We start from the raw sequence: 23,509 nt of genomic DNA on the forward strand, positions 1-23,509 counted from the left end.
TATGGTCCAGCCTCTTAGTATACTTTAATGGCGGAATAAGGCTAGATCGATCGCATCAGCCATCGCCTGGTAGCCTGCATCATTTGGATGCAAATGATCTCCAGCATCATATTCCGGCCGAAGCTTTTGAGGATTTTCAGGATCCTGCATCACCATGTCAAAGTCGATGACACCGTCAAAAACGCCACTTGTACGAATCCATTCATTCACTTCTTGCCTTACGATTTCGCCCTCTTCAGTAAAGTAATTTTTAATCGTTGTATCTCTAAATGGCAATAGAGTCCCTGCATAAATCCGTAACCCCTTCGCGTGTGCTTGTGCTGCAATTTGTTCCATACCAGCGATGATTTTTTCAGAATCAAGGGTATGAGGGACATGACCGATATCATTGATTCCTTCAAGTAAAATCACATCGGTTGCTCTTGTTTGGGACAATACATCACGATTAAGCCGCGCCAGGGCATTTACACCATAAACCGGTGAATCTCTTAAAATCTTATTGCCGGAAATGCCCGCATTCAGTACTGAGTGGTTCTTATTATGATATTTCTCATCGAGACGATCATCCAGAACATCCGGCCAGCGTAGGTTAGCATCAATCGTCGAACTATGGCCATCGGTAATGGAATCTCCCAATGTGACAATAACTCGACCATCATTCTTTTTCGTCAGGACATCTACCCCTGAGAGCCAAAACCAGGAGACATCTGTATCAGTAAAAGCAGCTCCCTCTTCTGCCTCTGTATAATCACCGCTCTCAGAGATATAGGATGTTTGTCTCGAAAGATTATGCCAAGTCGTAGGACCACTCGCCTCTGGTATGTACACACTGACTGCGAGATTTTGGTCATCTTTCACTTCAAAATCCAATGGGTCACTGATCACTTCCGCACCAGGGGGAATCGTAATACTTCTCTCCCCTGAGAAGGTAACATGTGCATTTGATCCGGGAACTGTGACAGCATCATTTTCTGAAAGCGCAATGCTTACATTTCCAAATATCAAAGCTTCTGAACCAAATACATTCGAAAACCGAAGACGAACTTCCTCTCCAGAAGCATGTGGATGGATGATCATCCTGACCGTTTGATTTTCAAACCCCTCTTGAGAAATACCATTTTCATAAGGGGGCTGTGGACTCGCTGCCCAGGCTCCTTTCCAACTTTGGTGATTTAGGGTTTTGTTAATTGTAGTCGTGTCGTCATCATGAGCTAAGGAAGAATTAGTAGGATTCGCAAATACTGTCGTAATACCGAGAAGCAAACTTGCTAAAACGATAAAAATGAACATTTTCATGCGTAACATAATAATACCCTCCTTTAATTTACAAAATTTTTCAACAAATAAACTTTACCATAAAGAAAGGTATTAATATGTTCATTTTCAATAATCAGGAAGATTGATATAGGCTTATCGATACCATAGAACTAAGCTAAATCAATTCAGGACTTTTTGCCTTTCATTCTCGACTTTCCAAATGGCCATATATCAGACTTTTATATTGTAGAAGCTATTCTCAATGACTCTCTGTATTGTTTCCTTCCCTTGTCTGATACAGTCTCCAATCCCTGCCCCATCATAACTGGATCCGGTTAAATAGACATTCGGGTAATTGCGTTCCATGGTCTTTTTCACTTCACTGACCCACTCTTTATGCCCTACCTTATATTGCGGCATCGCCTCTTTCCACCGTGAAACGACACTGAACGCTGGGTTCCCTTTTATCTTCATCACTCTTTTCAAATCCTTCATAACAAGGCTAGTCAGCTCTTCATCACTGAATGCTGTGACATCACGTTCACCTGGTCTACCGACATAACATCTTAATAAAACCTTCCCTTCCGGCGTCGTGTGCGGCCATTTTTTATCAGTCCAAGTACATGCTGTTAAGAAATACTCATCCTTCCGGGAAACAACAAACCCTGTTCCCTCTTGCTCAATCGATAATTGATCCTTGGAGAAACCCAATGCCACATTTGCTACGGTGGTATACGCCATCATCCTATGATCATGTAAGGCAGCTTCTTCGCCCAGGATCTCCTTTGAGGCTTTATACGGAAGGGCCATTAGTACGGTATCCGCTTTTATGGACTGTCCATTCTCAAACTCTAGGTGATAACCCTCTTCTGTTTTATGAAGATGTTGAACCGTTGTATTTAAAAGGAGTGCTTCCCGCGGCAGTTCGTTTTGGACGGCTTCAACCAATGAGGACAGTCCACGCTTCAACGTGTAAAATTGACCTTTATCAGCAACACCTGGTGAACGGAGGTTCCGCATACCAAGCACCAAACTGCCGTACTTCTGCTCCATTTGCAGAAAGTTGGGGAACGTGGCTTTTAAACTTAACGAATCAATATCACTAGCATAGATGCCTGATAACAATGGCTCGATCAAATAATCGACGACTTCATTGCCTAACCTTCTACGGAAAAATCGACCTACAGATTGGTCACCTTCATGTTTGGATTTTGGCTGGATGAGATCGAATGCGGCTCTTACTTTTCCGACAGGTGAAAAAAGCCCAGATTTAGCAAAGGGAGCGATCCGTGTCGGCACTCCCATCACAGCATCCTCAGGAATTGGGTAAAGGCTGTTTTTTTTCAAGATATAGGCTTGACCTGTGCGATTGCTTACGAGTTCACTTTCCAACCCCACCTCTTTAATAAGTTCGACAGCGTCCTTTTTTCTTTTTAAAAAGCAGTCTGGTCCTCGTTCAATGACGAAACCTTCATGATGAAGTGTCTGGATTTTCCCGCCAAGGGTTGATGAAGGCTCGATCAAGGTATACGTAATAGGAAGAGCATGCTCTTTAATCGCTTTTTGCAGATAAAACGCTGCCGAAAGACCAGTGATGCCTCCGCCGATAATCGCGATATGATGCATTGTAAGCGTCATGTCAGTCAACCTTTCGTCCATGGACTTCTTGAAGTTGTTTATATCGTTCAGGAATGTAAGTGCAGTATGGTTCACTCTCCATATGATCCCCGGTTACCCCGTAAGCTCTGGCTCTTGAACCACCGCAAACATGTCTAAATTCACAAACTCCGCATTTCCCTTTATATTGATCCGGACTCCTTAAATCCTGGAACACAGGATGGAACCGGTAAATATCAGATAACGGCTTTTTCCGGATGTTTCCACAATTGATCGGTAAAAATCCACTCGGATATACATCGCCGATATGCGAGATGAATAAGAACCCATTCCCGTCATTGACACCCTTTGGCGCTCTGCCGAGGAAATCCGGCTTCTTAGTAACTTTTCCATTGTTGCCATCAAGTGCTTCAATCTTTTGACGTTGTAAAACAACCCGACGGTAGTGTGGGGCTTCTGTCGTTTTTATATCAAAAGGGACCCGGTCTTTTAACTCATATAACCAGTGCAAAACTTCCTCGTGCTGCTCAGGCGATACAAGATCGAGATTCTTTCCACGGCCAGTCGGTACAAGGAAAAATACACTCCAAAGAACCGTGCCTAACGATTTGACGAGCTCCACCATTTCTTCCAAATAATCAATATTATACTTAGAAACCACGGTATTGATTTGAAGCGGCAGCTCTAATTCATGGAGATACTGGATGGCGTTCATCGTCAAATCAAACGAGCCCCTCGTACCTCTGAAGTGATCATGGATTTCTTTGTTGGGTCCATCAACGCTGAACGCCCACCTTGATAGGCCTGCCCGCTTCGCTTTTTCCATCGCCTTTTTCGTGACCTTCGGCGTAGCGCTTGGCGTCATTGAGACACGAACCCCCTTTTTAACGGCATATTCAATGAGATCATATAAATCCGTTCTCATCAGTGGGTCTCCACCTGTAAAAACCAGCATCGGGTTATCCATTTCATAGATCTGGTCGATCAGGTTTTTCCCTTCTTCCAGTGTCAATTCTCTTGGATCGCGTCTGTATTGGGCTTCTGCACGGCAATGTAAACATTTGAGAGCACACGCCCTCGTCACCTCCCAAATCACGATAAATGGGTTTTGATCATAATCACGCACCATTTCAACTACCTCCTCACTACCCAAATTCTAACCTTTGTCCTGAGGTTTGTTAGTGAGGTATATCACACGTATAAGAAACGACTGGAAGGTTATGGTGAATAAATGCCCAAGACCTTTTCAGCATTTAAGCCATATGTAATTTTTTTGTGTTTTTTAACTATTTTAAATTGTTTGATTTTTTATTCTGTCCCATGTATTGTGTGTGTTAAACGCTTACAAGATCAAGACATAGTAGAGGAGGAAGAACAACATGAACACATCGAAAAACAGATGGTTGATCGCTTTATCAGCCATTTCCATCCATCTTTCTATTGGGGGTGCATATGCTTACAGCGTATATACGACGCCTATCAGTGAGAAAATGGGTTGGTCAGCAACAGAGGTGACAGTTGCATTTACAATCATGATGGCACTTGCCGGATCGTCAGCAGCTCTTTTCGGAAAATTTGTTGAACGGAATGGACCGAGGAAATCAGCAATATTAGCTGGTATCCTATTCGGATTAGGACAAGCAGGTTCCGGACTCGCACTGGTCATTGATTCGTTGCCATTTTTCTTATTTACATATGGAGTGGCAAGCGGCCTTGGACTTGGAATCGGTTATATCTCACCTGTCTCGACGCTCGTCAAATGGTTCCCTGACCGAAGAGGTTTAGCAACTGGGCTAGCTGTACTCGGCTTCGGAACTGGTGCGCTCATCACCGCACCTATTGCCGCAAATTTGATGAACAACGTTGGCGTTACGAATACGTTTTATATCATAGGTGCTGCTTATTTTGTCATGATTTTGTTAGGTGCATTATATATTGCCCCTCCTCCTGAAGGTTGGATGCCTTCTTCTATGAAAAAAGATATAGCTTCAGGGAAAAAAGTCTTCAAAAAAGACTTGCAGCAATTGACTTCAAAAGAAGCTGTCAAAACAAAGCGTTTTTGGCTGCTTTGGACAATGATGCTGATCAATACGACAGCCGGCATCATGATGATCTCTGTCGCTTCGCCTATGGCTCAGGAAGTGGTTGGATTATCAGCAGGCGCAGCAGCGATGATGGTAGGAATCATGGGAATTTTCAATGGCGGAGGCAGACTTGTCTGGGCCACAGCCTCTGACTATATCGGCCGTCCGAATGTGTTCTTGATCTTTTTCTTAATTCAGACTGTTGCGTTCTTCACGCTTCCATTCACGACAAATGTCCTCTTATTCCAACTGTTCATTTTACTGGTGGTCAGTTGTTATGGCGGAGGTTTCTCTAATTTGCCCGCCTTCATCGGCGATCTATTTGGAACAAAACAACTTGGCGCAATCCATGGGTACTTGTTGACGACATGGTCTCTAGGCGGGGTATTCGGTCCCATGCTCGTGACGCAGATCAGGGAAAGAACGGATAGCTATACCCCTGTGTTTTACGTATTCCTCGGGCTGATTCTCATCGCCCTGGTCTTCTCGCTCTTGATGAAAAAGGACATCAGGAAGATCGAAAAAACCGTACACCAGGAACAAAAAGAAGGAGAAGCAGTCAATTACTGATTAATAAAGAAAGCTTAGCAAAGGCAAGCCGTTGGCGCAGGCTGTGCTTTAGTTGCGCTTATATTGAAGAAAGTATATTAAACGCACAAAAACCCCCGGATCATGGACTTTCAAAAGGTCCTATTCCGGGGGTTAATTAAACTGTAAAAAGATTGATTGGGCGACAACTTCGACAGAGTTTCGCTTTTTCAGTGTCCTCCTGTCCGAACATGACTCGACTTCGGATAGTTTTTATAGTAACTTTTAATTCCTAATCATAATCGGAAAATTACACTTAAATTAAGCAAATAAAAAACCACCATAGTTATGTATGGTGGAGACGGTGGGACATGCTGTTCCATGCTTTCGTCATGGCACTGACTATATCTTGAACCTGTTATTCAGGTCCTCCGGCGTATTATACGAAATGTGATTTTTGCTTGTGATCCACAAGCAGGATTCCGCATCCTAGTACTACCTTGAAGGCAGCCTATGAGTCGATACACGGCTGTTGGATTGCTCCACATACCGCTCGATATTGCCCTATCGCATTTATCGATGTTCAAAGTTTAATATGCGACTTAGGTTTCATCGATTAAGCCGGATTATCACTTTTGTGTTGCCACAAAAGGCGACTATTTACTAATCGAACCCACGTCCAGAAATATCGGCACTTAAGCTTCTACGAGCGTAGTCGATATATTGGCATTTCGCCAGCACTTCAGCCTATCGACAGGCATCCGTGTGGCTAGCCTGGTTGGTCTCTTCCTTCATCCTCAGGCGGTGGAATCCGGCGTAGCCCACTTAAGTTGAGTCCCTTACCCTAGCACATGGGCGATGCAGGGAGGAACCGCAAAGCTACTGTTACGCAGCTACTGCGAAGTTGTTGTTTTCTTTGCCAGTTATAGGCGTTGGCGTTTTTACGAGGCCGACCCCCTCGGCTCGCAACTTAAGCTCGACCTATCCCTGTCGAATCCGTAACGTCCCCATATAAATGAGAGTTACTGAAAGTTGCTTCTAAAAAGTGAATCTTTAACTGGCGACAACCTTTATTATAACACAGGAATTGTGTCTTGTTAATGCACTTACAAAAACTTACATCTTCTGACGTTCACGGAAAGCTTTTTCGATTTCGCGTTTTGCCGTCTTACGTTTCAAGTCTTCACGCTTATCGTACTTCTTCTTCCCTTTTCCGATTCCGAGCAAAAGCTTCGCAAAACCGTTTTTAATGTAAAGCTTCAACGGTACAAGCGCATACCCGGATTCTTTCGAAACACCGATCAGTTTGCTGATTTCTTTTTTGTGTAAAAGCAGTTTGCGTGTCCGTAAAGGATCATGGTTATAGCGGTTTCCTTGTTCATAATGGCTGATGTGCATGTTGTGCAGGAAAACCTCACCATTTTGGACGCGTGCGAAAGAATCTTTCAGGTTCACTCTTCTTCCACGGATCGCCTTGATCTCCGTACCCTGAAGAACGAGACCAGCTTCAAACGTATCTTCAATGGTATAATCGTGCCTTGCTTTTTTATTTTGTGCGATCAGATTTCCTTCGTGCCGTGCCATAACTTCGTTTTCCCCTTTCAAACTGCATGATACATTTTAACAACTTTGGTCAAGGAAAGTCAAGAATGACGGCCTTTATAAAAGGCTGTTTTCACAAACGTTGTTGCTCTTGAAAGTCGTTGATTTCCGCTCCAGGATGCTCGCTTTCCGCGGGGCGTGCGGTGAGCCCACTCGTCGCCTTGCGACATTGAATGGTCTCACCTGTCCCGCTGATCCCGCAGGAGTCTCGCACCTTGCTCTCCAATCAACTTGCACAAGGTAAGTTTTTTAAAATGACTCAAAAGCAACAATCTTTTGGAAAAGAGCCTTTTAAAAACAGAAGGGACTGTCCAGGTGTCTGAGTCTCTCCGAACTTAACAACATTTTGAGAAAAAATAGTGGTTTTGATCCAAAATGGTGTGTTGGAGGTGTCTGACACTTTTCTTTTAGGACAGCCCTTTCGACTTGATTATCGGCGCTTCTTCTTTTTCCCTTTTTTCTTTTTCGAGACATCTTTATAAAAAGGTTTGTTGCCTTTCTTTTTACGAGATCCGCCGCCGTTTTGCCCTTTGTCATTCCGCTTTTTCTCTTTTGTAGGGCTCTTGCCGCCGCTCGATATCACACGAGCACGATCCCGGCGTTTCCTTTGGGCCGGTGCTTTCATGCCGACGATTTCGAAGTCGATCGCACGCTCTTCAACGTTGACAGCCAACACACGTATTTGAAGCTCATCACCGATACGGAACACTTTGCCTGTCCGTTCACCGATCATCGCATATTGCTGTTCGTTGAAATGATAGTAGTCATCTGTCAGATAGCTGACATGCACCAAACCTTCGATTGTGTTCGGCAATTCGATGAACAAGCCGAAGTTCGTTACCCCGCTGATGACACCTTCGAATTCCTCGCCGATTTTATCTTGCATGAATTCTGCTTTTTTCAGATCATCGGTTTCACGTTCCGCATCGACCGCCCGACGTTCACGTTCAGAAGCATGCTGTGCGATTTCTGGCAGCTGCTCTTTCCAGTGACTGACCGTTTTTCCGTCTGTCTTTCCTTCAATCAAATAAGTCCGGATCAAACGATGGACGATCAAGTCAGGATAACGACGGATCGGCGATGTAAAGTGTGTATAGAACTCAGTGGACAATCCATAGTGTCCGTGGTTTTCCGGTTCATATCGTGCTTGTTTCATCGAACGAAGCATGACCTTGCTGATTACGGCTTCTTCCGGTTCACCTTGTACTTCTTCTAAAATCTGCTGAAGCGCACGCGGGTGGATGGAATTCGCAGAACCACGGACGACGTAGCCAAAGTTTGTGATGAACTCAAGGAAGTTCGTCAGCTTTTCTTCGTCTGGATCTTCGTGGATCCGATACATGAAAGGAACGTTCATCCAATGGAAGTGTTCCGCTACCGTTTCGTTAGCCGCCAACATGAATTCCTCGATCAGTTTTTCAGCGACGGTCCGGTCACGAAGGACAACATCGACAGGCTTCGACTCTTCATCGACGAGCACTCGCGCTTCACTGAAATCGAAGTCGATGGCACCGCGGTCGAAACGTTTTTTGCGTAATATTTCCGCAAGCTCGCCCATCAGATCGAAAAACGGCACAAGGTCTTTGTAGCGTTCTAGAACTTTATCGTCTTCACGCAATAGGATTTTACGAACATCCGTATAGGTCATTCGTTCATTCGTGCGAATCACACTCTGGAAGATTTCATGATTGACGACTTCCCCGTTCGGTGTGATTTCCATTTCACACGATAAGGTGAGGCGATCGACCTTCGGATTCAAACTGCAGATTCCGTTTGATAGACGATGTGGAATCATTGGGATGACACGGTCAACCAGATAGACGGATGTTCCACGCTCAATTGCTTCCTGATCAATTGGCGAACCTTCTGTCACATAATGACTGACATCCGCAATATGCACCCCGAGCTTGTAGTTTCCGTTGTCGAGCTTGACGACATTGACGGCATCATCCAGATCTTTCGCATCTGCACCGTCAATCGTAACGATTGTTTCATCCCGTAAATCCCGGCGGTCAGTGAGATCGGCCACATCGATTTCATCAGGGACTGAGTTTGCGTGTTCCAATGCCTCGTTAGGGAAATCCCTTGGAAGACCGTGTTTATAGATGATCGACAGGATATCGACACCAGGATCATTCTTGTGCCCTAAAATCTCGATGATTTCACCTGTCGCACTTGACCGTTCCTCAGGATAGCTTGTTATTTTTACAAGGACCTTATGGCCATCGACTGCATTGTTGATTGCCTCTTTCGGAATGAAGATGTCATTCGGAATCCGCTTGTCATCCGCTTCGACAAATCCAAAACTTTTACTATCGATGAACGTCCCGACCACCTCGGTCACGCCGCGTTCGATGATACGGATGACAGTCCCTTCAGGTTTTGAATCTCCTGGACGGCTAGAAATCCTCACGAGGACTATATCCCCACTCATTGCACCATTCAGGTCAGAAGGCGAAATATAGACATCCTTTTCACCCTTTTGTTCAGGAAGCAGGAAAGCGAACCCTTTCGCGTGGCCCTGCAGCTTTCCCTTGATCAGGTTCATCCGCTCAGGCACACCATAACGGTTGCTTCGGGTACGGACGATCTCTCCTTTTTCCTCCATCTCGTTCAATGTAATCACAAGTTCTTTGAATTCCTCCGCATCATCCAGGTTGAGCTCTTCCTCAAGTTCTTGGACAGTCAGCGGTTTATAAGCTTCTTCTTTCATAAATGCTAAAATTCTTTCTCGATCCATTTGCTTCTTTCCCTCCTTCATTGTGAGCTGTGTGTTTTAACGTTATAGGACCATTTTATAAATTTATTTTGACCATTCAAGGCTGTTGAGGAAATTGAGAACATCTTCATGGAGTTGTTCTTTTTCCTTGTCGAGTGTAATGACATGGCCGGATTCCTCGTACCATTTCAAGTCTTTTTGATCAGATTCAATGGAATCATAGATGATATTGGCACTATCCGTATTGATCATCTCATCATGCCTCGCCTGTACCACGTATGTCGGTGTGTAAATCATATCGATGTTATCGCGGACATCGGCAATCAATTCTTGGAGTGTTTTGAGGGTGTTCATCGGTGTCTTTTTGAACTCTTCCATTTCTTTTTCAATCTGATCATCCGACTTCCCCTCATATTTTTTGTACTCTTTTGCGTAATCAAGAACGCCTTGATACATGGTTTCTTCGCTTTTTATATACATGGGCGCACACATGGGTACGATTCCTTTAACCGTAGATGTGTAGCCGAGTTTCAGTGAAAAGACTCCGCCAAGCGAAAGACCTGCCACTGCAATCTCTTCAAATCCTTTTTCCTTCAGTTCGTTGTAGGCTTCCATGACGTCTTCCCACCAATCATCCGGACCGGTGTGGACGAGTTCCTCCGGTGGGACGCCGTGTCCTTTGTATTGCGGGGCCAGGCAGGAATAACCTTCTTTTTGCAGATAACGTCCGAGCATACGCACATCTGCTGAATTTCCTGTAAAACCATGCAGCAGCAAGACTCCACGGTCTCCCCCTTCAAAGAAAAATGGTTTTGGTGAAACGATTTTCATGATGTTACCTCTCCTTTTGCTTCATCTCTTTCTGTGTCTGTAAGAAATCGATAGACGTGACGAATGACGTCTTCCTGTTCAATATCATGGCAGATGATATGTTTTGATTGCGGTAAGTATATGATTTCTTTATTTTTACTGCGAATGGTGTTGTAGATATATTGCGCACTCTTTTTCGGGACCACACCGTCACACTCCCCCTGAATGATGAGTGTAGGAGTGTTCACTTTTTTCAGGTACGGACGCAAGGAACGGATCAGACTTCGAAATTGGAAGGTCATCGATAACGGAGTCCCTTTGAACTTTCGCACATATCGCTGAAACATTTCGTTTTCCTTGATATTGCCTTTGAAAAGATCCTTGAGCATATGCTTGATGTCCTGAGCTAAGCGTAAGAGGCTGACGTAATGAGCAGCTGCACTTAATAAGACCAGCCGATCGATTTTATTTGATGCGGCCAGGTATCCAGCGATGATTCCCCCCATTGAAAAACCGACCACGTAGATTTTGTCGCATGTCTTTTGCAGTTCACGGAGTTCTTTTTCTGCTGTATGGATCCAGTCTTGATACGTGACGCGTTCCATCCTTCCATCATCCGTATCATGTCCCGGAAAAGTCGGTGAAACGACAAGCCAATCGGTATTTTCTTTTAAAAAATGGACGAGCGGCTCAACCTCATAAGGACTTCCGGTAAAACCATGCAGACAAAGACAACCAATCATGCTTGTGCTCCTTCATTTCTTTCTTATAGTTTGCCCCTTGAAAGAATCATTAAAACGTATGTAACGTAATCCGATGGAGGAAATATCCCAAAGATTTCATTTATACGGACATTTTGGACGTGTTTTTAGGCCGGACTTGTCTTATGAACCCTTCATACGGACAATTCAGCTGTGTTTTGGGACTAAACTGGTCTTATGAATTTATTTTTCACAGCCTTATTTTTCTCATATAAAAAATAAAACAGCAAGCTTTTACACTTGCTGTTCTAGCGACAAATTAATATACGTATGCTAACAAGATCGTAAGAACAAAGAATAATACCGCGAGTACGATCGTCAACTTTTGGAACACAGCATCGATACCGCGAGCTTTTTGCTTACCGAAAAGCTGCTCTGCTCCACCAGTGATCGCACCGGATAATCCAGCACTCTTACCAGACTGAAGTAATACGACAGTTATAATTGCAAGCGCATCAATAATCAATAATACCATTAAGAATGTTTCCAATTCATCCACCTCCAACGACACAATCCAGTACTATAAATGTATCACAACGAAGATGGAAAATTCAACAAAAATCGCACAGGAAGATTCGAACGGTGCCTAGGTCGTGCCAGGCACCATTTTGAACCCCTTCCAGCACAAGGACTTTGGATTGGTGCCAGGTACCGTTTGGGATCCCTTGAGGCGCAAGGACTTCGGATTGGTGCCTGGCACCGTTTCAGATCCCTTGAGGCGCATGGACTTTCGTTTGGTGCCTGGCACGGTTTCAGATCCCTTCGGACGCATGGACTTTCATTTGGTGCCAGGCACGCCTATTTGATCCTAAAGCTTGCGCCGTCAATGATTTCAATGTTGTTGTAGTGTTTGAGATCTTCCATGAGTTTAAAGAGGGCTTCGTCTTTTTTCTTCGCTTCGATCATGCAGTCGATCTGATCGACGCTGCCTTTGATCTCGTTGAGGAAATCCATGAACATCTCGACATCAACATAATCATTATGAGCTCTGAATTGTTTTTCGTTCTTTGGACTGGAAATGTGCATTTTGATGGGTATGTGTGAATTTGACCAAGTGTTTACGATTCTTTCCCACTCTTCCTCCCAATTTTTGTTTTCATGATGTGCCAGGTGATGATGATAATCGAATACCAGCGGAACACCTAACTTTTCGCACAAGTATAGGGTATCGTTCAAATGAAATGATTTATCGTCATTTTCTAATATGATCATCTCCTGGATGGCGTTCGGTACGAGCATCCAGTTTTGAATGAATCGTTCAAGGGCAAGCTCTCGATCCCCATATACACCTCCGACATGAAGAACACATCGATGTCTCGGAAGGATTCCCATCCCCTCTAGAAGTCTCTTGTGCAGCATCAAAGTTTTGACCGTCATTTTTAGGACTTCTTTTTTCGGTGAATTGATCAATACGAAATGATCAGGATGAAAATCGACTCGCATTTCTTTTTCCGCTACAAATTTCCCGACTTCTTCAAGATCTTCTTCAATTGCCGTCATGTAATCCCAATCAGGAAGTTCCTCGAATGTAGCCAGCGGTACCAACCTCGAGGTCATTCGGTAAAACTTGATATCATGGACAGCATTATGCCTGAGGATCCTTAACGTATTCTGGATATTGGAACGCGTAATTCGTTCCAGCTTCAACATCGCAGCATTGCGGTTTTCGATTTGCGAGAAATTTTTTATGGTCATGGTCTGAGATGGTGAGGCATTCTTGACATTGAGACTCATCGCAACATAACCTAGTCGAACAACTGTCATCTGAAAATTCCTCCGTTCAATCAGTTAACATGTAGTATGTCAAAAGGCTTGGAAAATGATGAATAACATATTTTCACTTTGCGACAAGCATATTAAAATCATGGAGGTGTTTATGCGATGCGAAGAAAAGAACGAAATCGCGAGAAAGAGCTTCCAACTGCAACGAATATGAACCCAGGATTCACGGTTCAAAGTGATGCCTTCCAGCCACTAGACCTCCTCATTGACCAAGCCGACAATGGGATGGAACTAGAGCGTAGTGATGTTCACGCAGACAACGAAGACATGTAGTGACGCTTCGATGCTGCTCGGGTGCCAGGCACCATTTCAAACCCGTCACGGCACAAGGGTTCCATTTTGGTGCCTGGCACCTTCCGTGAACCCTTGGGAGAGTAAGGCGAAATTGTCGTGCCTGGTACACATTGCAATAAAAAGAACCCCGAATGCCGCTTTTGATGCGGCGTTCGGGGTTCTTGCATTATAAGAAGAGTATTTCTTTTTACTCAATACTTATTTTTTTATGTTGTAGAATGCGTCTTTTCCTGCGTAGATGGATGTGTAATCGAGTTCGTCTTCGATGCGTAGAAGTTGATTGTACTTCGCTACACGGTCTGTACGGGATGGCGCACCTGTCTTGATTTGTCCAGCGTTCGTTGCAACAGCGAGGTCAGCAATCGTGCTGTCTTCTGTTTCACCAGAACGATGGGAAATGACTGCAGTATATCCTGCGCGCTTCGCCATTTCAATCGCGTCGAATGTTTCAGTCAATGTACCGATTTGGTTCACTTTGATCAAGATCGAGTTACCGACTTTACGTGTGATTCCTTCTGAAAGCTTCGCTGTATTCGTAACGAACAGGTCGTCACCTACGAGCTGGACTTTGTCGCCGATTGCAGCGGTTAGCTTCTCCCAACCATCCCAGTCGTTTTCGTCAAGTCCGTCTTCAATTGAGACGATCGGGTACTTCGCAGTCAGCTCTTCGTACCATGCGACCATTTCTTCAGAAGTCTTCGTTACACCTTCACCAGCTAAGTGGTACTTGCCATCTTTATAAAGTTCAGAAGATGCAACGTCCAATGCAAGCTTCACTTCTTCATCCGGCTTGTAACCAGCTTTTTCGATTGCTTCGATGATCGTAGAGATCGCTTCTTCGTTTGAAGCGAGGTTAGGAGCGAATCCACCTTCATCACCAACTGCAGTGTTCAAGCCTTTTTCCTTCAATACTTTCTTCAACGTGTGGAAAATTTCTGCTCCGACACGAAGTGCTTCGCGGAACGATTCAGCTCCGACTGGCATGATCATGAATTCCTGGATATCTACGTTGTTGTCAGCGTGCTCGCCACCGTTCAAGATGTTCATCATTGGTGTTGGAAGAGTTTTAGCGTTAAATCCACCAAGGTAGTTGTAAAGAGAAACATCAAGGTGATCAGCTGCAGCATGCGCAACGGCCATAGATACACCTAGAATCGCGTTTGCACCGATCTTCCCTTTGTTTTCTGTTCCGTCAAGCTCAAGCAATTGCTTGTCGATCGCCACTTGGTCAAGCGCATCGAAAAATACGAGTTCTGGTGCAATCATTTCGTTGACGTTGTTCACTGCGTTCAGAACACCTTTTCCAAGATAACGGTCTTTGTCACCGTCACGAAGCTCGACTGCTTCGTATTCACCAGTTGAAGCCCCACTTGGTACAAGCGCGCGTCCACGTGCACCTGACTCTAACCAAACTTCAACTTCTACAGTTGGATTACCGCGGGAGTCTAATACTTCACGCGCAAAAATATTAACGATATTTGATGTCATAACGTTTCATCTCCTTAGATTTAATAACACTATTTTAAAATCCGGATTATTCTTTAATAAGGGTTTTCCCTGTCATCTCTTTCGGCTGCTTCCCGCCAAGCAGGTCCAACACCGTCGGCGATAAGTCCGCCAGAATTCCGTCATCTCGAAGGTTTGCACCTTTTTTCGTGACGATGACTGGTACAGGGTTTGTCGTATGCGCTGTCATCGGGTTACCATCAACCGTGATGACCTCATCCGAGTTTCCGTGGTCAGCCGTTATGATTGCCGCTCCATCTTTTTCTAAAATCAAGTCAACGATTTTACCGAGACATTCATCCACTGTCTCGATCGCTTTGATGGTAGGTTCAAGCTTACCTGAGTGCCCGACCATATCCGGGTTCGCGAAGTTCAAAATGATTACATCGTGTTTGTCCGCATTCAGTTCGTCAAGCAACGCATCTGTCACTTCATAAGCGCTCATTTCCGGTTTCAAGTCATACGTCGCCACTTTTGGTGAATCGATAAGAATCCGCTCTTCGCCAGGGAATTCATTCTCCCGTCCGCCACTGAAAAAGAACGTGACATGCGGATACTTCTCGGTTTCTGCAATCCGCAGCTGTTTATAATCCTGCTGTGCTAAAACTTCTCCCAGCGTGTTGTCGAGGTTCGACGGTTTGAAGGCGACCTCCCCATCTACTGTTTCACTGAAATGAGTCAGGCAGACGAAGTGGAGATCTTTCGGCAGTTTTTCACCACGATCAAATCCACGAAAGTCTTCGTTCGTAAAGACTTGTGAAATCTGGATCGCCCGGTCAGGACGGAAGTTGAAGAAGATGATCGCGTCATCATCTTCGATCGTCGCAACCGGAGAACCGTCTTCCTTCGTTATCACTGACGGCAGGACGAATTCATCATGGATATCGTTGGCATAAGAGTCATCGACGACTTCGATCGGATCGTTATACGATGGGCCATCACCGTAGGTCATCGCGCGATAAGAACGTTCTACACGATCCCAGCGCTTATCACGGTCCATCGAATAATAACGTCCAGATAACGTCGCAATTTCTCCGACGCCATATTCAGTCATTTTTTCCTGAAGCGCCTTGATGTAGGTCTTCGCAGTTTGCGGTCCAACATCACGGCCATCAAGGAATCCATGGACATATACTTTCTCGACATTCTCTTTCGCTGCCAGCTTCAATAGCGCATAGAGATGATCGATGTGGCTGTGGATTCCGCCATCCGAAAGCAATCCGAAAATATGAAGGGCAGAATCTTTCTTTTTCACATGATCCATCGCATCGAGGAAGGTTTGTTTTTCATAGAACTCGCCTTCTTTAATCGAGAGATTGACCCGCGTCAAGCTTTGGTAGACGATCCGGCCAGCTCCGATGTTCAAGTGACCGACCTCAGAGTTCCCCATCTGACCTTCAGGAAGGCCAACCGCTTCACCACAAGCCTGCAGCTGGGAGTGAGGAAACGCGTCCCAATAGCGGTCGAAGTTCGGCTTTTTCGCCTGGGCGACCGCATTCCCTTTTGTTTCATCCCGTAACGCAAACCCATCAAGAATGATGAGTGCGACTGGTTTTTTAGCCATTATTTACAACCTCCAACAACTGTAAGAAAGACTGAGGCTTCAAGCTAGCCCCACCGACAAGCGCACCATCGATGTCTGATTGGTTCATCAATTCATCAATCGTTTCCGGCTTCACACTCCCGCCGTATTGGATGCGCACCTGTTCCGCGATCTCTTTTGAAAATTTATCAGCAATCACACTGCGGATATAAGCACATACCTCATTTGCATCCTCAGCTGTCGCTGATTTTCCTGTACCAATCGCCCAGATCGGTTCATAAGCGATGACCGTCTTAGCGACTTGTTCTTCAGAAAGACCGCTTAAAGCTTGCTCAACTTGTGTTTTTACATGAGGTTTCGTTTCATTGTTCTCACGTTGTTCTAATGTTTCACCGACACAAACGATCGGTACAAGGTCATGCTTAAAGGCAGCGTGTACTTTCTTGTTAACAGAGCTATTCGTTTCGGCGAACATTTCACGACGCTCAGAGTGTCCAAGAATGACATACTCGACATTCAAATCTTTCAATGCTGCCGGGCTGATTTCACCTGTAAATGCTCCGCTTTCTTCAAAATGCATGTTTTGTGCTCCGATATACAGCTTCGTTTCAGCAGTTTCATTCACTAGAGCGTTCAAAAAGAGTGCAGGGGCACAAATGACTGAATCAATTTTCGATTCATCTGGCACAAGACCTGAGATCTCTTTTACAAAACTCTTGGATTCCTCTAATGTTTTATGCATTTTCCAGTTTCCTGCGATGATCGGTTTACGCATCCTTTAAGGACCACCTTTCATTGATTTAAGTATGTTGTTCTACATTGTTGATTTTCGCGAAATTGGCGAAGGTTTCGAAGACCTGTCATTAAACTTCATAGACAAATTAGTATCAAGAAGTTCGAGGCACGAAGGTTTCAAGGAAGGCTACTAACTTGATAAACATCATTGCTGCCTTGCACCGAGGAAGCTTTCTTCGGTAGGATTACCATGCAGACGCAGGTGCACAATGTTTATTCTTCGAAGTATCGTAACTTCCTCTTACTTATCTTTTAACGCAGCGACACCAGGTAAAACCTTCCCCTCCATAAACTCTAGAGAGGCACCTCCACCAGTAGAGATGTGATCCATCGCATCTGCGAGGTCGAATTTTTCGACTGCTGCCGCTGAATCACCACCGCCGATGACACTGTACGTATCTTTCGCGTCGGCTAATGCTTTCGCGATCGTCATCGTACCGTTGGCGAAAGCATCAAATTCGAATACACCCATAGGTCCATTCCATATTACAAGCTTCGAGCTTTCGATCACGGTTCTGTACTCATCACGAGTACCTGGTCCAATATCTAGTGCTTCCCAATCTGATGGGATTTCATCAATCGAGACGACTTTCGTATTGGCATCCCTTGAAAAATCATCTGCAACAACGACATCTTTCGGAAGATACATTTTTACGCCTTTTTGCTCCGCCTTTTCCATGAATGATTTTGCCAGGTCGATTTTATCTTCTTCTAAAAGAGACTTCCCGACGTCATACCCAAGCGCTTTTACAAACGTATAAGCAAGTCCTCCGCCGATGATCAGGTTGTCCACTTTATCTAAAAGATTATCGATAACCCCGATCTTATCTTTGACTTTCGCACCGCCAATTACGGCTGTAAATGGACGTTCTGGAGTTGAAAGTGCTTTTCCGAGAACATCAAGTTCTTTTTCCATTAAAAGTCCTGAAACCCCTGGAAGATGATGAGCGACACCTTCGGTTGATGCGTGTGCGCGGTGAGCTGCTCCAAATGCATCATTTACATACACGTCAGCCATAGCAGCGAAAGCTTTCGCTAACTCAGGGTCGTTCTTTTCTTCACCAGGTTCAAAACGAACGTTTTCAATCAGTAAGACTTCTCCATTGTTCAGGTTTGAGATTGCTTGGTCGACTTCTTCACCATAAACTTGATCGGTTTTTGTAACGGTCTGGTTCAAGAGATCACTTAGACGTTTTGCGACAGGATCAAGACGTAATTCTTCAACGACTTGTCCCTTCGGACGTCCAAGGTGACTTGCTAGAATGACTTTTGCTCCGTTTTCTACTAAGTGTTGGATTGTCGGTAATGCCGCACGGATTCGAGTCTCGTCATTCACTTCTCCATCCTTCATCGGCACGTTGAAGTCAACGCGACAGAAAACTCTCTTCCCTTCAACATTCACATCACGCAAAGACTGTTTTTGCATATACGGAAAAGCCTCCTTCGTTTTAATAAATCATTAATTTAATTGTTGAACTTCTTTTAACTTCTGCTTAATTGTTAACTTCCCCTAAGTACATGTGAAAAGAGGAGTAAAATTACCCCTCCCCCACATTCTATATAAACTTATGAAAATGGTACAGTTTTTTCCTTTCAAAACCATACAATGAGTATTTAAAGTAACGACGAATTAGAAACGAGAAGTTCAAGGCACGACGGTTTTGAGGACCGGAGCGTATATAATTATACGTGAGGACCGGTAAAATCGAGTAACGCTGAAATTCGACGTTTATCATTCGGTCGTATCTTAAAGTCCTTTAGAAGCGATAAACGCTGCAAGATCAACAACACGGTGAGAATATCCGCTCTCATTGTCGTACCAAGAAATTGCTTTTACCATGTTGCCTTCCATGACCATTGTAGAAAGCGCATCGATTGTAGAAGAATCAGGGCTTCCGTTATAGTCACGAGATACTAGAGGCTCTTCGCTGTATCCAAGAATGCCTTTCAAGTTAGACTCAGCAGCTTCTTTAAATACTGCATTCACTTCTTCGACTGTTACATCCTTATCAAGCTCAGCTACAAGGTCGACTAGTGATACGTTTGGTGTAGGTACACGCATTGCCATACCATTCAGCTTGCCTTCAAGCTCTGGAAGTACAAGAGAGACCGCTTTTGCTGCACCTGTTGTAGTCGGAATGATGTTTTCACTTGCAGCACGCGCACGACGATAGTCTTTGTGCGGAAGATCAAGGATTTGCTGGTCGTTCGTGTAAGAGTGGACTGTTGTCATCATTCCACGCTTGATGCCGAACTTGTCGTTCAATACTTTTGCAAGTGGTGCAAGACAGTTTGTCGTACATGATGCGTTTGAGATAACATTATGACTTGCTGCATCGTACTTGTCTTCGTTAACACCAAGAACAACTGTAATGTCTTCGTTTTTCGCTGGAGCAGAAATAATGACTTTCTTTGCTCCTGCTTCAAGGTGTTTTGCTGCATCGTCACGTTGCGTGAAACGACCAGTTGATTCAACAACGATTTCTACGCCAAGGTCTCCCCAACCTAGTTGAGCAGGATCGCGCTCTGAAAGAACTTTTACCTCTTTTCCATCTACGACAAGGTTTTCACCGTTAACTTCTACTTTTGCATCTAGTGTTCCATGAACAGTGTCATATTGTAATAGATGAGCAAGCATCTCAGCGTCTGTAAGGTCATTGACTGCTACTACCTCAACGTCATTGTTCTTCAATGCTGCACGGAATACGTTACGTCCAATACGTCCAAAACCATTGATACCAATCTTTGTAGCCATTATAAAACTCCTCCTTGGATTTAATAAATAAATTGAATGTATATATTTGATAAGTGCCTGGCACCGTTTCAAACCCCTTGGTAATTCTAGCTTCCTGAACGGTGCCAGGCACCATTTTGAAAGCCTTGCTATGAAAGGGTTTTGCTTCGGTGCCTGGCACGGAAGCACTTATAGCACTTAATTGAAGCCGATAAGCTGTTTTGCCGCGCCTTCATCTGTGATGAGGATCTGGTTCGGGCCGCGTTTCATATAAGCTGCGATTGCGCTGGCTTTACTGCTGCCGCCTGCTACAGCAAATATCGTCTTGTCGTTTGTAAGATCGTCGAGCTGAAGGCCGACTGTTTTCACTTTGTGGACGATGTTGCCGTCTTTGTCGAAATAGTATCCGAACGCTTCAGCAACAGCCTGGTGTTCTTCGATCTGCTGATAAACTTCAGAGGAAGAATTCCTTCGTTCAGCCATCGTTTTCGCCTCTCCGATCCCATGGATGACAATTTCTGCTGACCGAATCTCCTCCAGTACATCTTTCACGCCCGGTTCTCCAATTAAACTTTGATAGGATTCATTGCTTAATTGATCGGGGACATGCAGCAATCGGTATTCACCATTTGCTTTTTTAGCCATCGTAGCGCAAATCGTGTTCGCTTGATTTTCAACTTGTTCACCAAGTCCGCCTCGCGCGGGTACAATCAATGGCTGCCGCTTCTTTGTGAGCGGCGTCATCATGTCCGCAACTGCTGCCAGTGTCGTTCCTCCAGTCACTGCAATCGTCTTCTGGTTTTTCAGAAGCGGTAAAAGCCGCTTGATCGCTGCTTTCCCCATCTCCTTTTTCACCCAGGATTCCCGATCGCTGTCCCCTGGAACGATGATGACTTCTGCCAACTTTAATTTTTCCCGTAATTGTCCTTCTAAAACATGAAGCCCTGAAACTTGCTTCATGATGGTTTCAAGTTCTAGAAGAATATGATTACCTTCATCGGTCAAAGTCATACCTGATGTAGAAATCTTCAGAAGTCCTTGCTTATTCAAAAACTCTACTTCTGCCCGAAGTACTCGCTCGGTCTGTTGTAAATTCGCTGCTAGACTTCTTCTGCCGATCGGTTGCATATACCGTACATTTTGAAGAATCCTGTAACGGTTCTGCATAACATCGAGTAAGTCAGGTAATAATTTTCTTTGTAAATCAATTAACGGTTCCATCGCAACTCCCCTTTAATCAGGGTTGGGACTGTTTCGGTCCCGGTAAGTCGTATTATGTCCCAATAAGTGTAAAAAAAATACGACTTGCTAATACACTTATTATATTAGCAAGTACTTCATAAGGTTTCAACAAAAATCACTTGAAAAATGTAAGTAAGCGTTTTCTTAAATCATTTTGATCGATGATACCGTATTGAAGATCTTCTCCATTGACTTGCACGACAGGGATCATCACTCCATAGGCCTCCAACCATTCGTCATTTGTATAAATGTCCCGTTCTTCAATGGTAAAATCGATTTCTTCCTGCAATTCTTCAAGAATTAAAAGTGCTTTATCGCACAATGGACAATTTGTTTTTGTATAAAAATGAACGGTCAACATGAGTTTGGTTCCTTTGAATGGGTTTATGTTTGTTGCTAGATGAAAGTAGATAAGAAAATGAATGTTGGGCTAGTAGTGGAAATATACGAGACTCCAGCGGGAAAAGCACACTAAGCAAGACCCCGCAAGTGAGGAACGAGCTGAGGAGGCTTGCAGATCGCCCGCGGAAAGCGAGATATTTCACAAACTGGCAGACACCAATATTTTTTTCATATTAAAAAAGGCTCTTTTCTTAAAGATTGTTGCTTTTGGGTCATTTTTGTAAAGAACCATCTTGTGCAAGTTGATTGGAGAGCAAGGTGCGAGACTCCTGCGGGATCAGCGGGACAGGTGAGACCATTCAATGTCGCAAGGCGATGAGTGGGCTCACCGCACGCCCCGCGGAAAGCGAGCATCCTGGAGCGGAAATCAACGACTTTCAAGAGCTACAAAGTTTACGAAAACAGCCTTTAAAAAACAGCTATTAATAAATTTTAATTGGAAACGATGGAACTATGACAGTTCCACCGTTATACGACGATGCTTTTTCGTTTCGATGATGATGGGATCCTCAGTTCTTCACGGTATTTCGCTACCGTCCGCCTTGATATGTCGATCCCTTCTTCTTTAAGGGAGTTAACGATTTTCTGGTCCGAAAGCGGCTTGTGTTTCGGTTCAGCTTCCACCATCCGCTGAATTTGTATTTTCACTTGCGCTGAAGAAGTATCTTCCATTTGATTCGTTTTATCCAACTTTGAAGTGAACAAAGATTTTAAAGGTATTGTTCCTCTTGGCGTTTGGATCGTCTTGTTTTTCACAGCTCTGCTGATCGTCGATTCATGAACATCGATTTGCATTGCGACTTCCTTCAATGTCATCGGTCGAAGTGCCTCATATCCATGCTCGAAGAATGCCCGTTGTGCTTGCAGCAAATATTCCCCAAGATTATGAAGGGTTTGCCTCCGCTGGTCAAGACTTCGCTTCAGCCATTCGAATTTTTGCAGTTGGTTTTCAAGATAGGACTTTGCATCACCGTGCTGCTTCAAGATCCGGAAATACCGCTCATTCAACGAAACTTCAGGAACCAGATCTTCGTTCATCCTTACAAAAAGATCCCCCTTCTTATTCTGTTCAATAAAGAATTCAGGTTCGACCCATTCAGGCCGTTTTTTTTCAAATCCAGAACACGGTCTCGGATTCAACGAACGAATGAGATCATCCGCTTCCTTCAATTCTTTCATCGTGATGTTCAACGTTTTGGATAGATAGGAAAACTTCTTATCCGCAAAAGCATCAAGGTGGTGCTGGATGATTTCTTCTACTACAGGCATGTCATAATCTGTCGCTTTCAACTGCAGCAACAGACATTCTGACAGCGATCTAGCACCAACGCCGATGGGTTCAAGCTGTTGAATCCGCTCCAGGATGGTTTCGATTTTTTCAATCGGTACCTCGAGCTCTTCCTGCAGACACTCTAAACTGCAGTCCAGATACCCGTTTTCATCTAAACAATAAATCATATATTCTGCGATCGCTTTATCTTCATCAGTCGATTCAACCCAGGCCAATTGCTCAAGAAGGTGCAATTGTAATGAATCATCTTCTGATTTGATGAAATTGACCGGATTGAAGTCATTATCTTCATCATAAAACCAGGAATCCTGATCGCTTTCAGTCGTAGAAGTCCGTTCACTTTGGACATCCACTGGTTTTTCTTGCAGATCGATCAAAGGATTTTCCATTGCCTGTTGATGTAAAAATTGAGAAAGTTCGAGTGTAGGATATTGTAAAATCGTTATCGCTTGTCGTAACTCTTGCGTCATGACAAGTTTCATCGATTGTGTTTGATATAAACCTAACTCCATAACAATCCCTCCTACCACCATCTTATCAAA

20 protein-coding genes and 1 other RNA gene are annotated in these 23,509 nt (G+C 44.3%); 3 read left to right on the forward strand and 18 right to left on the reverse strand.

Annotated features, from left to right (window positions below; genetic code table 11):
- Positions 1-24: 24 nt before the first annotated feature.
- The 3 genes from ACTWQL_RS02750 to ACTWQL_RS02760 form a co-directional block, all read right to left on the reverse strand.
- Positions 25-1,305, reverse strand: coding sequence for an SGNH/GDSL hydrolase family protein (locus ACTWQL_RS02750; protein ID WP_443140893.1), 1,281 nt, complete (start codon positions 1,303-1,305; stop codon positions 25-27).
- Positions 1,306-1,488: 183 nt separating this feature from the next.
- Entirely contained in the window at positions 1,489-2,895 is a 1,407-nt protein-coding gene (gene hemY, locus ACTWQL_RS02755; RefSeq protein WP_443140894.1) for a protoporphyrinogen oxidase, read from the reverse strand.
- 1 nt (position 2,896) lies between these two features.
- Positions 2,897-4,000: a TIGR04053 family radical SAM/SPASM domain-containing protein gene (locus ACTWQL_RS02760; RefSeq protein ID WP_443141453.1), complete on the reverse strand. Its 1,104-nt coding sequence runs from the start codon at positions 3,998-4,000 to the stop codon at positions 2,897-2,899.
- Positions 4,001-4,253: 253 nt separating this feature from the next.
- On the opposite strand from ACTWQL_RS02760, the gene ACTWQL_RS02765 reads away from it, so the two are divergent.
- Positions 4,254-5,528, forward strand: coding sequence for an L-lactate MFS transporter (locus tag ACTWQL_RS02765; RefSeq protein ID WP_443140895.1), 1,275 nt, complete (start codon positions 4,254-4,256; stop codon positions 5,526-5,528).
- A gap of 622 nt (positions 5,529-6,150) precedes the next feature.
- Here ACTWQL_RS02765 and ssrA read toward each other — a convergent pair.
- Both ssrA and smpB read right to left on the reverse strand, forming a co-directional pair.
- Positions 6,151-6,487, reverse strand: a transfer-messenger RNA (tmRNA) gene (gene ssrA / locus ACTWQL_RS02770).
- Positions 6,488-6,602: 115 nt separating this feature from the next.
- Positions 6,603-7,070 carry an SsrA-binding protein SmpB gene (gene smpB, locus ACTWQL_RS02775; protein ID WP_443140896.1) on the reverse strand — a complete coding sequence of 156 codons (468 nt, stop codon included), beginning with the start codon at positions 7,068-7,070 and terminating at the stop codon, positions 6,603-6,605.
- A 191-nt stretch (positions 7,071-7,261) separates the two neighbouring features.
- On the opposite strand from smpB, the gene ACTWQL_RS02780 reads away from it, so the two are divergent.
- Positions 7,262-7,411 (forward strand): hypothetical protein, encoded by a 150-nt coding sequence (locus ACTWQL_RS02780; RefSeq protein WP_443140897.1) that lies wholly within the window; start codon positions 7,262-7,264, stop codon positions 7,409-7,411.
- 107 nt (positions 7,412-7,518) lie between these two features.
- Here ACTWQL_RS02780 and rnr read toward each other — a convergent pair whose 3' ends face one another.
- From rnr to uvsE, 5 genes are all read right to left on the reverse strand, one after another.
- Complete coding sequence (rnr, locus tag ACTWQL_RS02785) at positions 7,519-9,828, reverse strand: ribonuclease R (RefSeq protein WP_443140898.1); 2,310 nt, start codon at positions 9,826-9,828, stop codon at positions 7,519-7,521.
- Between the two features lie 63 nt (positions 9,829-9,891).
- A complete protein-coding gene (locus ACTWQL_RS02790; RefSeq protein ID WP_443140899.1) occupies positions 9,892-10,638 on the reverse strand; it encodes an alpha/beta hydrolase in 747 nt (248 codons plus the stop codon).
- Positions 10,635-11,360, reverse strand: coding sequence for an alpha/beta hydrolase (locus ACTWQL_RS02795; protein ID WP_443140900.1), 726 nt, complete (start codon positions 11,358-11,360; stop codon positions 10,635-10,637). Before ACTWQL_RS02795 ends, ACTWQL_RS02790 begins: the two co-directional genes overlap by 4 nt.
- 277 nt (positions 11,361-11,637) lie before the next feature.
- Positions 11,638-11,853 (reverse strand): preprotein translocase subunit SecG, encoded by a 216-nt coding sequence (gene secG / locus ACTWQL_RS02800; RefSeq protein WP_396125734.1) that lies wholly within the window; start codon positions 11,851-11,853, stop codon positions 11,638-11,640.
- A gap of 323 nt (positions 11,854-12,176) precedes the next feature.
- On the reverse strand, positions 12,177-13,142 hold the full coding sequence (gene uvsE, locus ACTWQL_RS02805) for a UV DNA damage repair endonuclease UvsE (protein WP_443140901.1): 966 nt from the start codon (positions 13,140-13,142) through the stop codon (positions 12,177-12,179).
- A 117-nt stretch (positions 13,143-13,259) separates the two neighbouring features.
- Here uvsE and ACTWQL_RS02810 point away from each other — a divergent pair, with 117 nt between their 5' ends.
- A complete protein-coding gene (locus ACTWQL_RS02810) occupies positions 13,260-13,433 on the forward strand; it encodes a hypothetical protein (protein ID WP_443140902.1) in 174 nt (57 codons plus the stop codon).
- A gap of 219 nt (positions 13,434-13,652) precedes the next feature.
- On the opposite strand, the gene eno is transcribed toward ACTWQL_RS02810, so the two are convergent.
- The 8 genes from eno to rpoN form a co-directional block, all read right to left on the reverse strand.
- Positions 13,653-14,942, reverse strand: a complete 1,290-nt coding sequence (gene eno, locus ACTWQL_RS02815) for a phosphopyruvate hydratase (RefSeq protein WP_443140903.1) — start codon at positions 14,940-14,942, stop codon at positions 13,653-13,655.
- Between the two features lie 46 nt (positions 14,943-14,988).
- Positions 14,989-16,524, reverse strand: coding sequence for a 2,3-bisphosphoglycerate-independent phosphoglycerate mutase (gene gpmI, locus ACTWQL_RS02820; protein WP_443140904.1), 1,536 nt, complete (start codon positions 16,522-16,524; stop codon positions 14,989-14,991).
- Positions 16,517-17,278 (reverse strand): triose-phosphate isomerase, encoded by a 762-nt coding sequence (gene tpiA / locus ACTWQL_RS02825; RefSeq protein ID WP_443140905.1) that lies wholly within the window; start codon positions 17,276-17,278, stop codon positions 16,517-16,519. Before tpiA ends, gpmI begins: the two co-directional genes overlap by 8 nt.
- A 261-nt stretch (positions 17,279-17,539) precedes the next feature.
- Positions 17,540-18,724 carry a phosphoglycerate kinase gene (locus tag ACTWQL_RS02830; RefSeq protein WP_443140906.1) on the reverse strand — a complete coding sequence of 395 codons (1,185 nt, stop codon included), beginning with the start codon at positions 18,722-18,724 and terminating at the stop codon, positions 17,540-17,542.
- 321 nt (positions 18,725-19,045) lie between these two features.
- Positions 19,046-20,053, reverse strand: coding sequence for a type I glyceraldehyde-3-phosphate dehydrogenase (gene gap / locus ACTWQL_RS02835; RefSeq protein ID WP_443140907.1), 1,008 nt, complete (start codon positions 20,051-20,053; stop codon positions 19,046-19,048).
- A 177-nt stretch (positions 20,054-20,230) separates the two neighbouring features.
- On the reverse strand, positions 20,231-21,253 hold the full coding sequence (locus ACTWQL_RS02840; protein WP_443140908.1) for a sugar-binding transcriptional regulator: 1,023 nt from the start codon (positions 21,251-21,253) through the stop codon (positions 20,231-20,233).
- Between the two features lie 136 nt (positions 21,254-21,389).
- Entirely contained in the window at positions 21,390-21,632 is a 243-nt protein-coding gene (locus tag ACTWQL_RS02845) for a glutaredoxin family protein (RefSeq protein ID WP_443141454.1), read from the reverse strand.
- 512 nt (positions 21,633-22,144) lie between these two features.
- The gene (gene rpoN, locus ACTWQL_RS02850; RefSeq protein ID WP_443140909.1) at positions 22,145-23,479 is read right to left on the reverse strand and encodes an RNA polymerase factor sigma-54; all 1,335 of its coding nucleotides are present in this window, start codon (positions 23,477-23,479) and stop codon (positions 22,145-22,147) included.
- Positions 23,480-23,509 lie beyond the last annotated feature (30 nt).

It is taken from the genome of Pseudalkalibacillus sp. R45, from assembly GCF_052246725.1.
Taxonomy (GTDB): Bacteria; Bacillota; Bacilli; order Bacillales; family Fictibacillaceae; genus Pseudalkalibacillus.

Coding starts and splice junctions, on each gene's coding strand:
- smpB (WP_443140896.1), bottom strand. CDS start 7,070: ATGGCACGGCACGAAGGAAATCTGATCGCACAAAATAAAAAAGCAAGG.
- gpmI (WP_443140904.1), bottom strand. CDS start 16,524: ATGGCTAAAAAACCAGTCGCACTCATCATTCTTGATGGGTTTGCGTTA.
- ACTWQL_RS02830 (WP_443140906.1), bottom strand. CDS start 18,724: ATGCAAAAACAGTCTTTGCGTGATGTGAATGTTGAAGGGAAGAGAGTT.
- gap (WP_443140907.1), bottom strand. CDS start 20,053: ATGGCTACAAAGATTGGTATCAATGGTTTTGGACGTATTGGACGTAAC.
- rnr (WP_443140898.1), bottom strand. CDS start 9,828: ATGGATCGAGAAAGAATTTTAGCATTTATGAAAGAAGAAGCTTATAAA.
- ACTWQL_RS02765 (WP_443140895.1), top strand. CDS start 4,254: ATGAACACATCGAAAAACAGATGGTTGATCGCTTTATCAGCCATTTCC.
- ACTWQL_RS02780 (WP_443140897.1), top strand. CDS start 7,262: ATGGTCTCACCTGTCCCGCTGATCCCGCAGGAGTCTCGCACCTTGCTC.
- rpoN (WP_443140909.1), bottom strand. CDS start 23,479: ATGGAGTTAGGTTTATATCAAACACAATCGATGAAACTTGTCATGACG.
- ACTWQL_RS02810 (WP_443140902.1), top strand. CDS start 13,260: ATGCGAAGAAAAGAACGAAATCGCGAGAAAGAGCTTCCAACTGCAACG.
- ACTWQL_RS02795 (WP_443140900.1), bottom strand. CDS start 11,360: ATGATTGGTTGTCTTTGTCTGCATGGTTTTACCGGAAGTCCTTATGAG.
- tpiA (WP_443140905.1), bottom strand. CDS start 17,278: ATGCGTAAACCGATCATCGCAGGAAACTGGAAAATGCATAAAACATTA.
- ACTWQL_RS02840 (WP_443140908.1), bottom strand. CDS start 21,253: ATGGAACCGTTAATTGATTTACAAAGAAAATTATTACCTGACTTACTC.
- ACTWQL_RS02790 (WP_443140899.1), bottom strand. CDS start 10,638: ATGAAAATCGTTTCACCAAAACCATTTTTCTTTGAAGGGGGAGACCGT.
- hemY (WP_443140894.1), bottom strand. CDS start 2,895: ATGACGCTTACAATGCATCATATCGCGATTATCGGCGGAGGCATCACT.
- ACTWQL_RS02750 (WP_443140893.1), bottom strand. CDS start 1,305: ATGTTACGCATGAAAATGTTCATTTTTATCGTTTTAGCAAGTTTGCTT.
- secG (WP_396125734.1), bottom strand. CDS start 11,853: ATGGTATTATTGATTATTGATGCGCTTGCAATTATAACTGTCGTATTA.
- uvsE (WP_443140901.1), bottom strand. CDS start 13,142: ATGACAGTTGTTCGACTAGGTTATGTTGCGATGAGTCTCAATGTCAAG.
- eno (WP_443140903.1), bottom strand. CDS start 14,942: ATGACATCAAATATCGTTAATATTTTTGCGCGTGAAGTATTAGACTCC.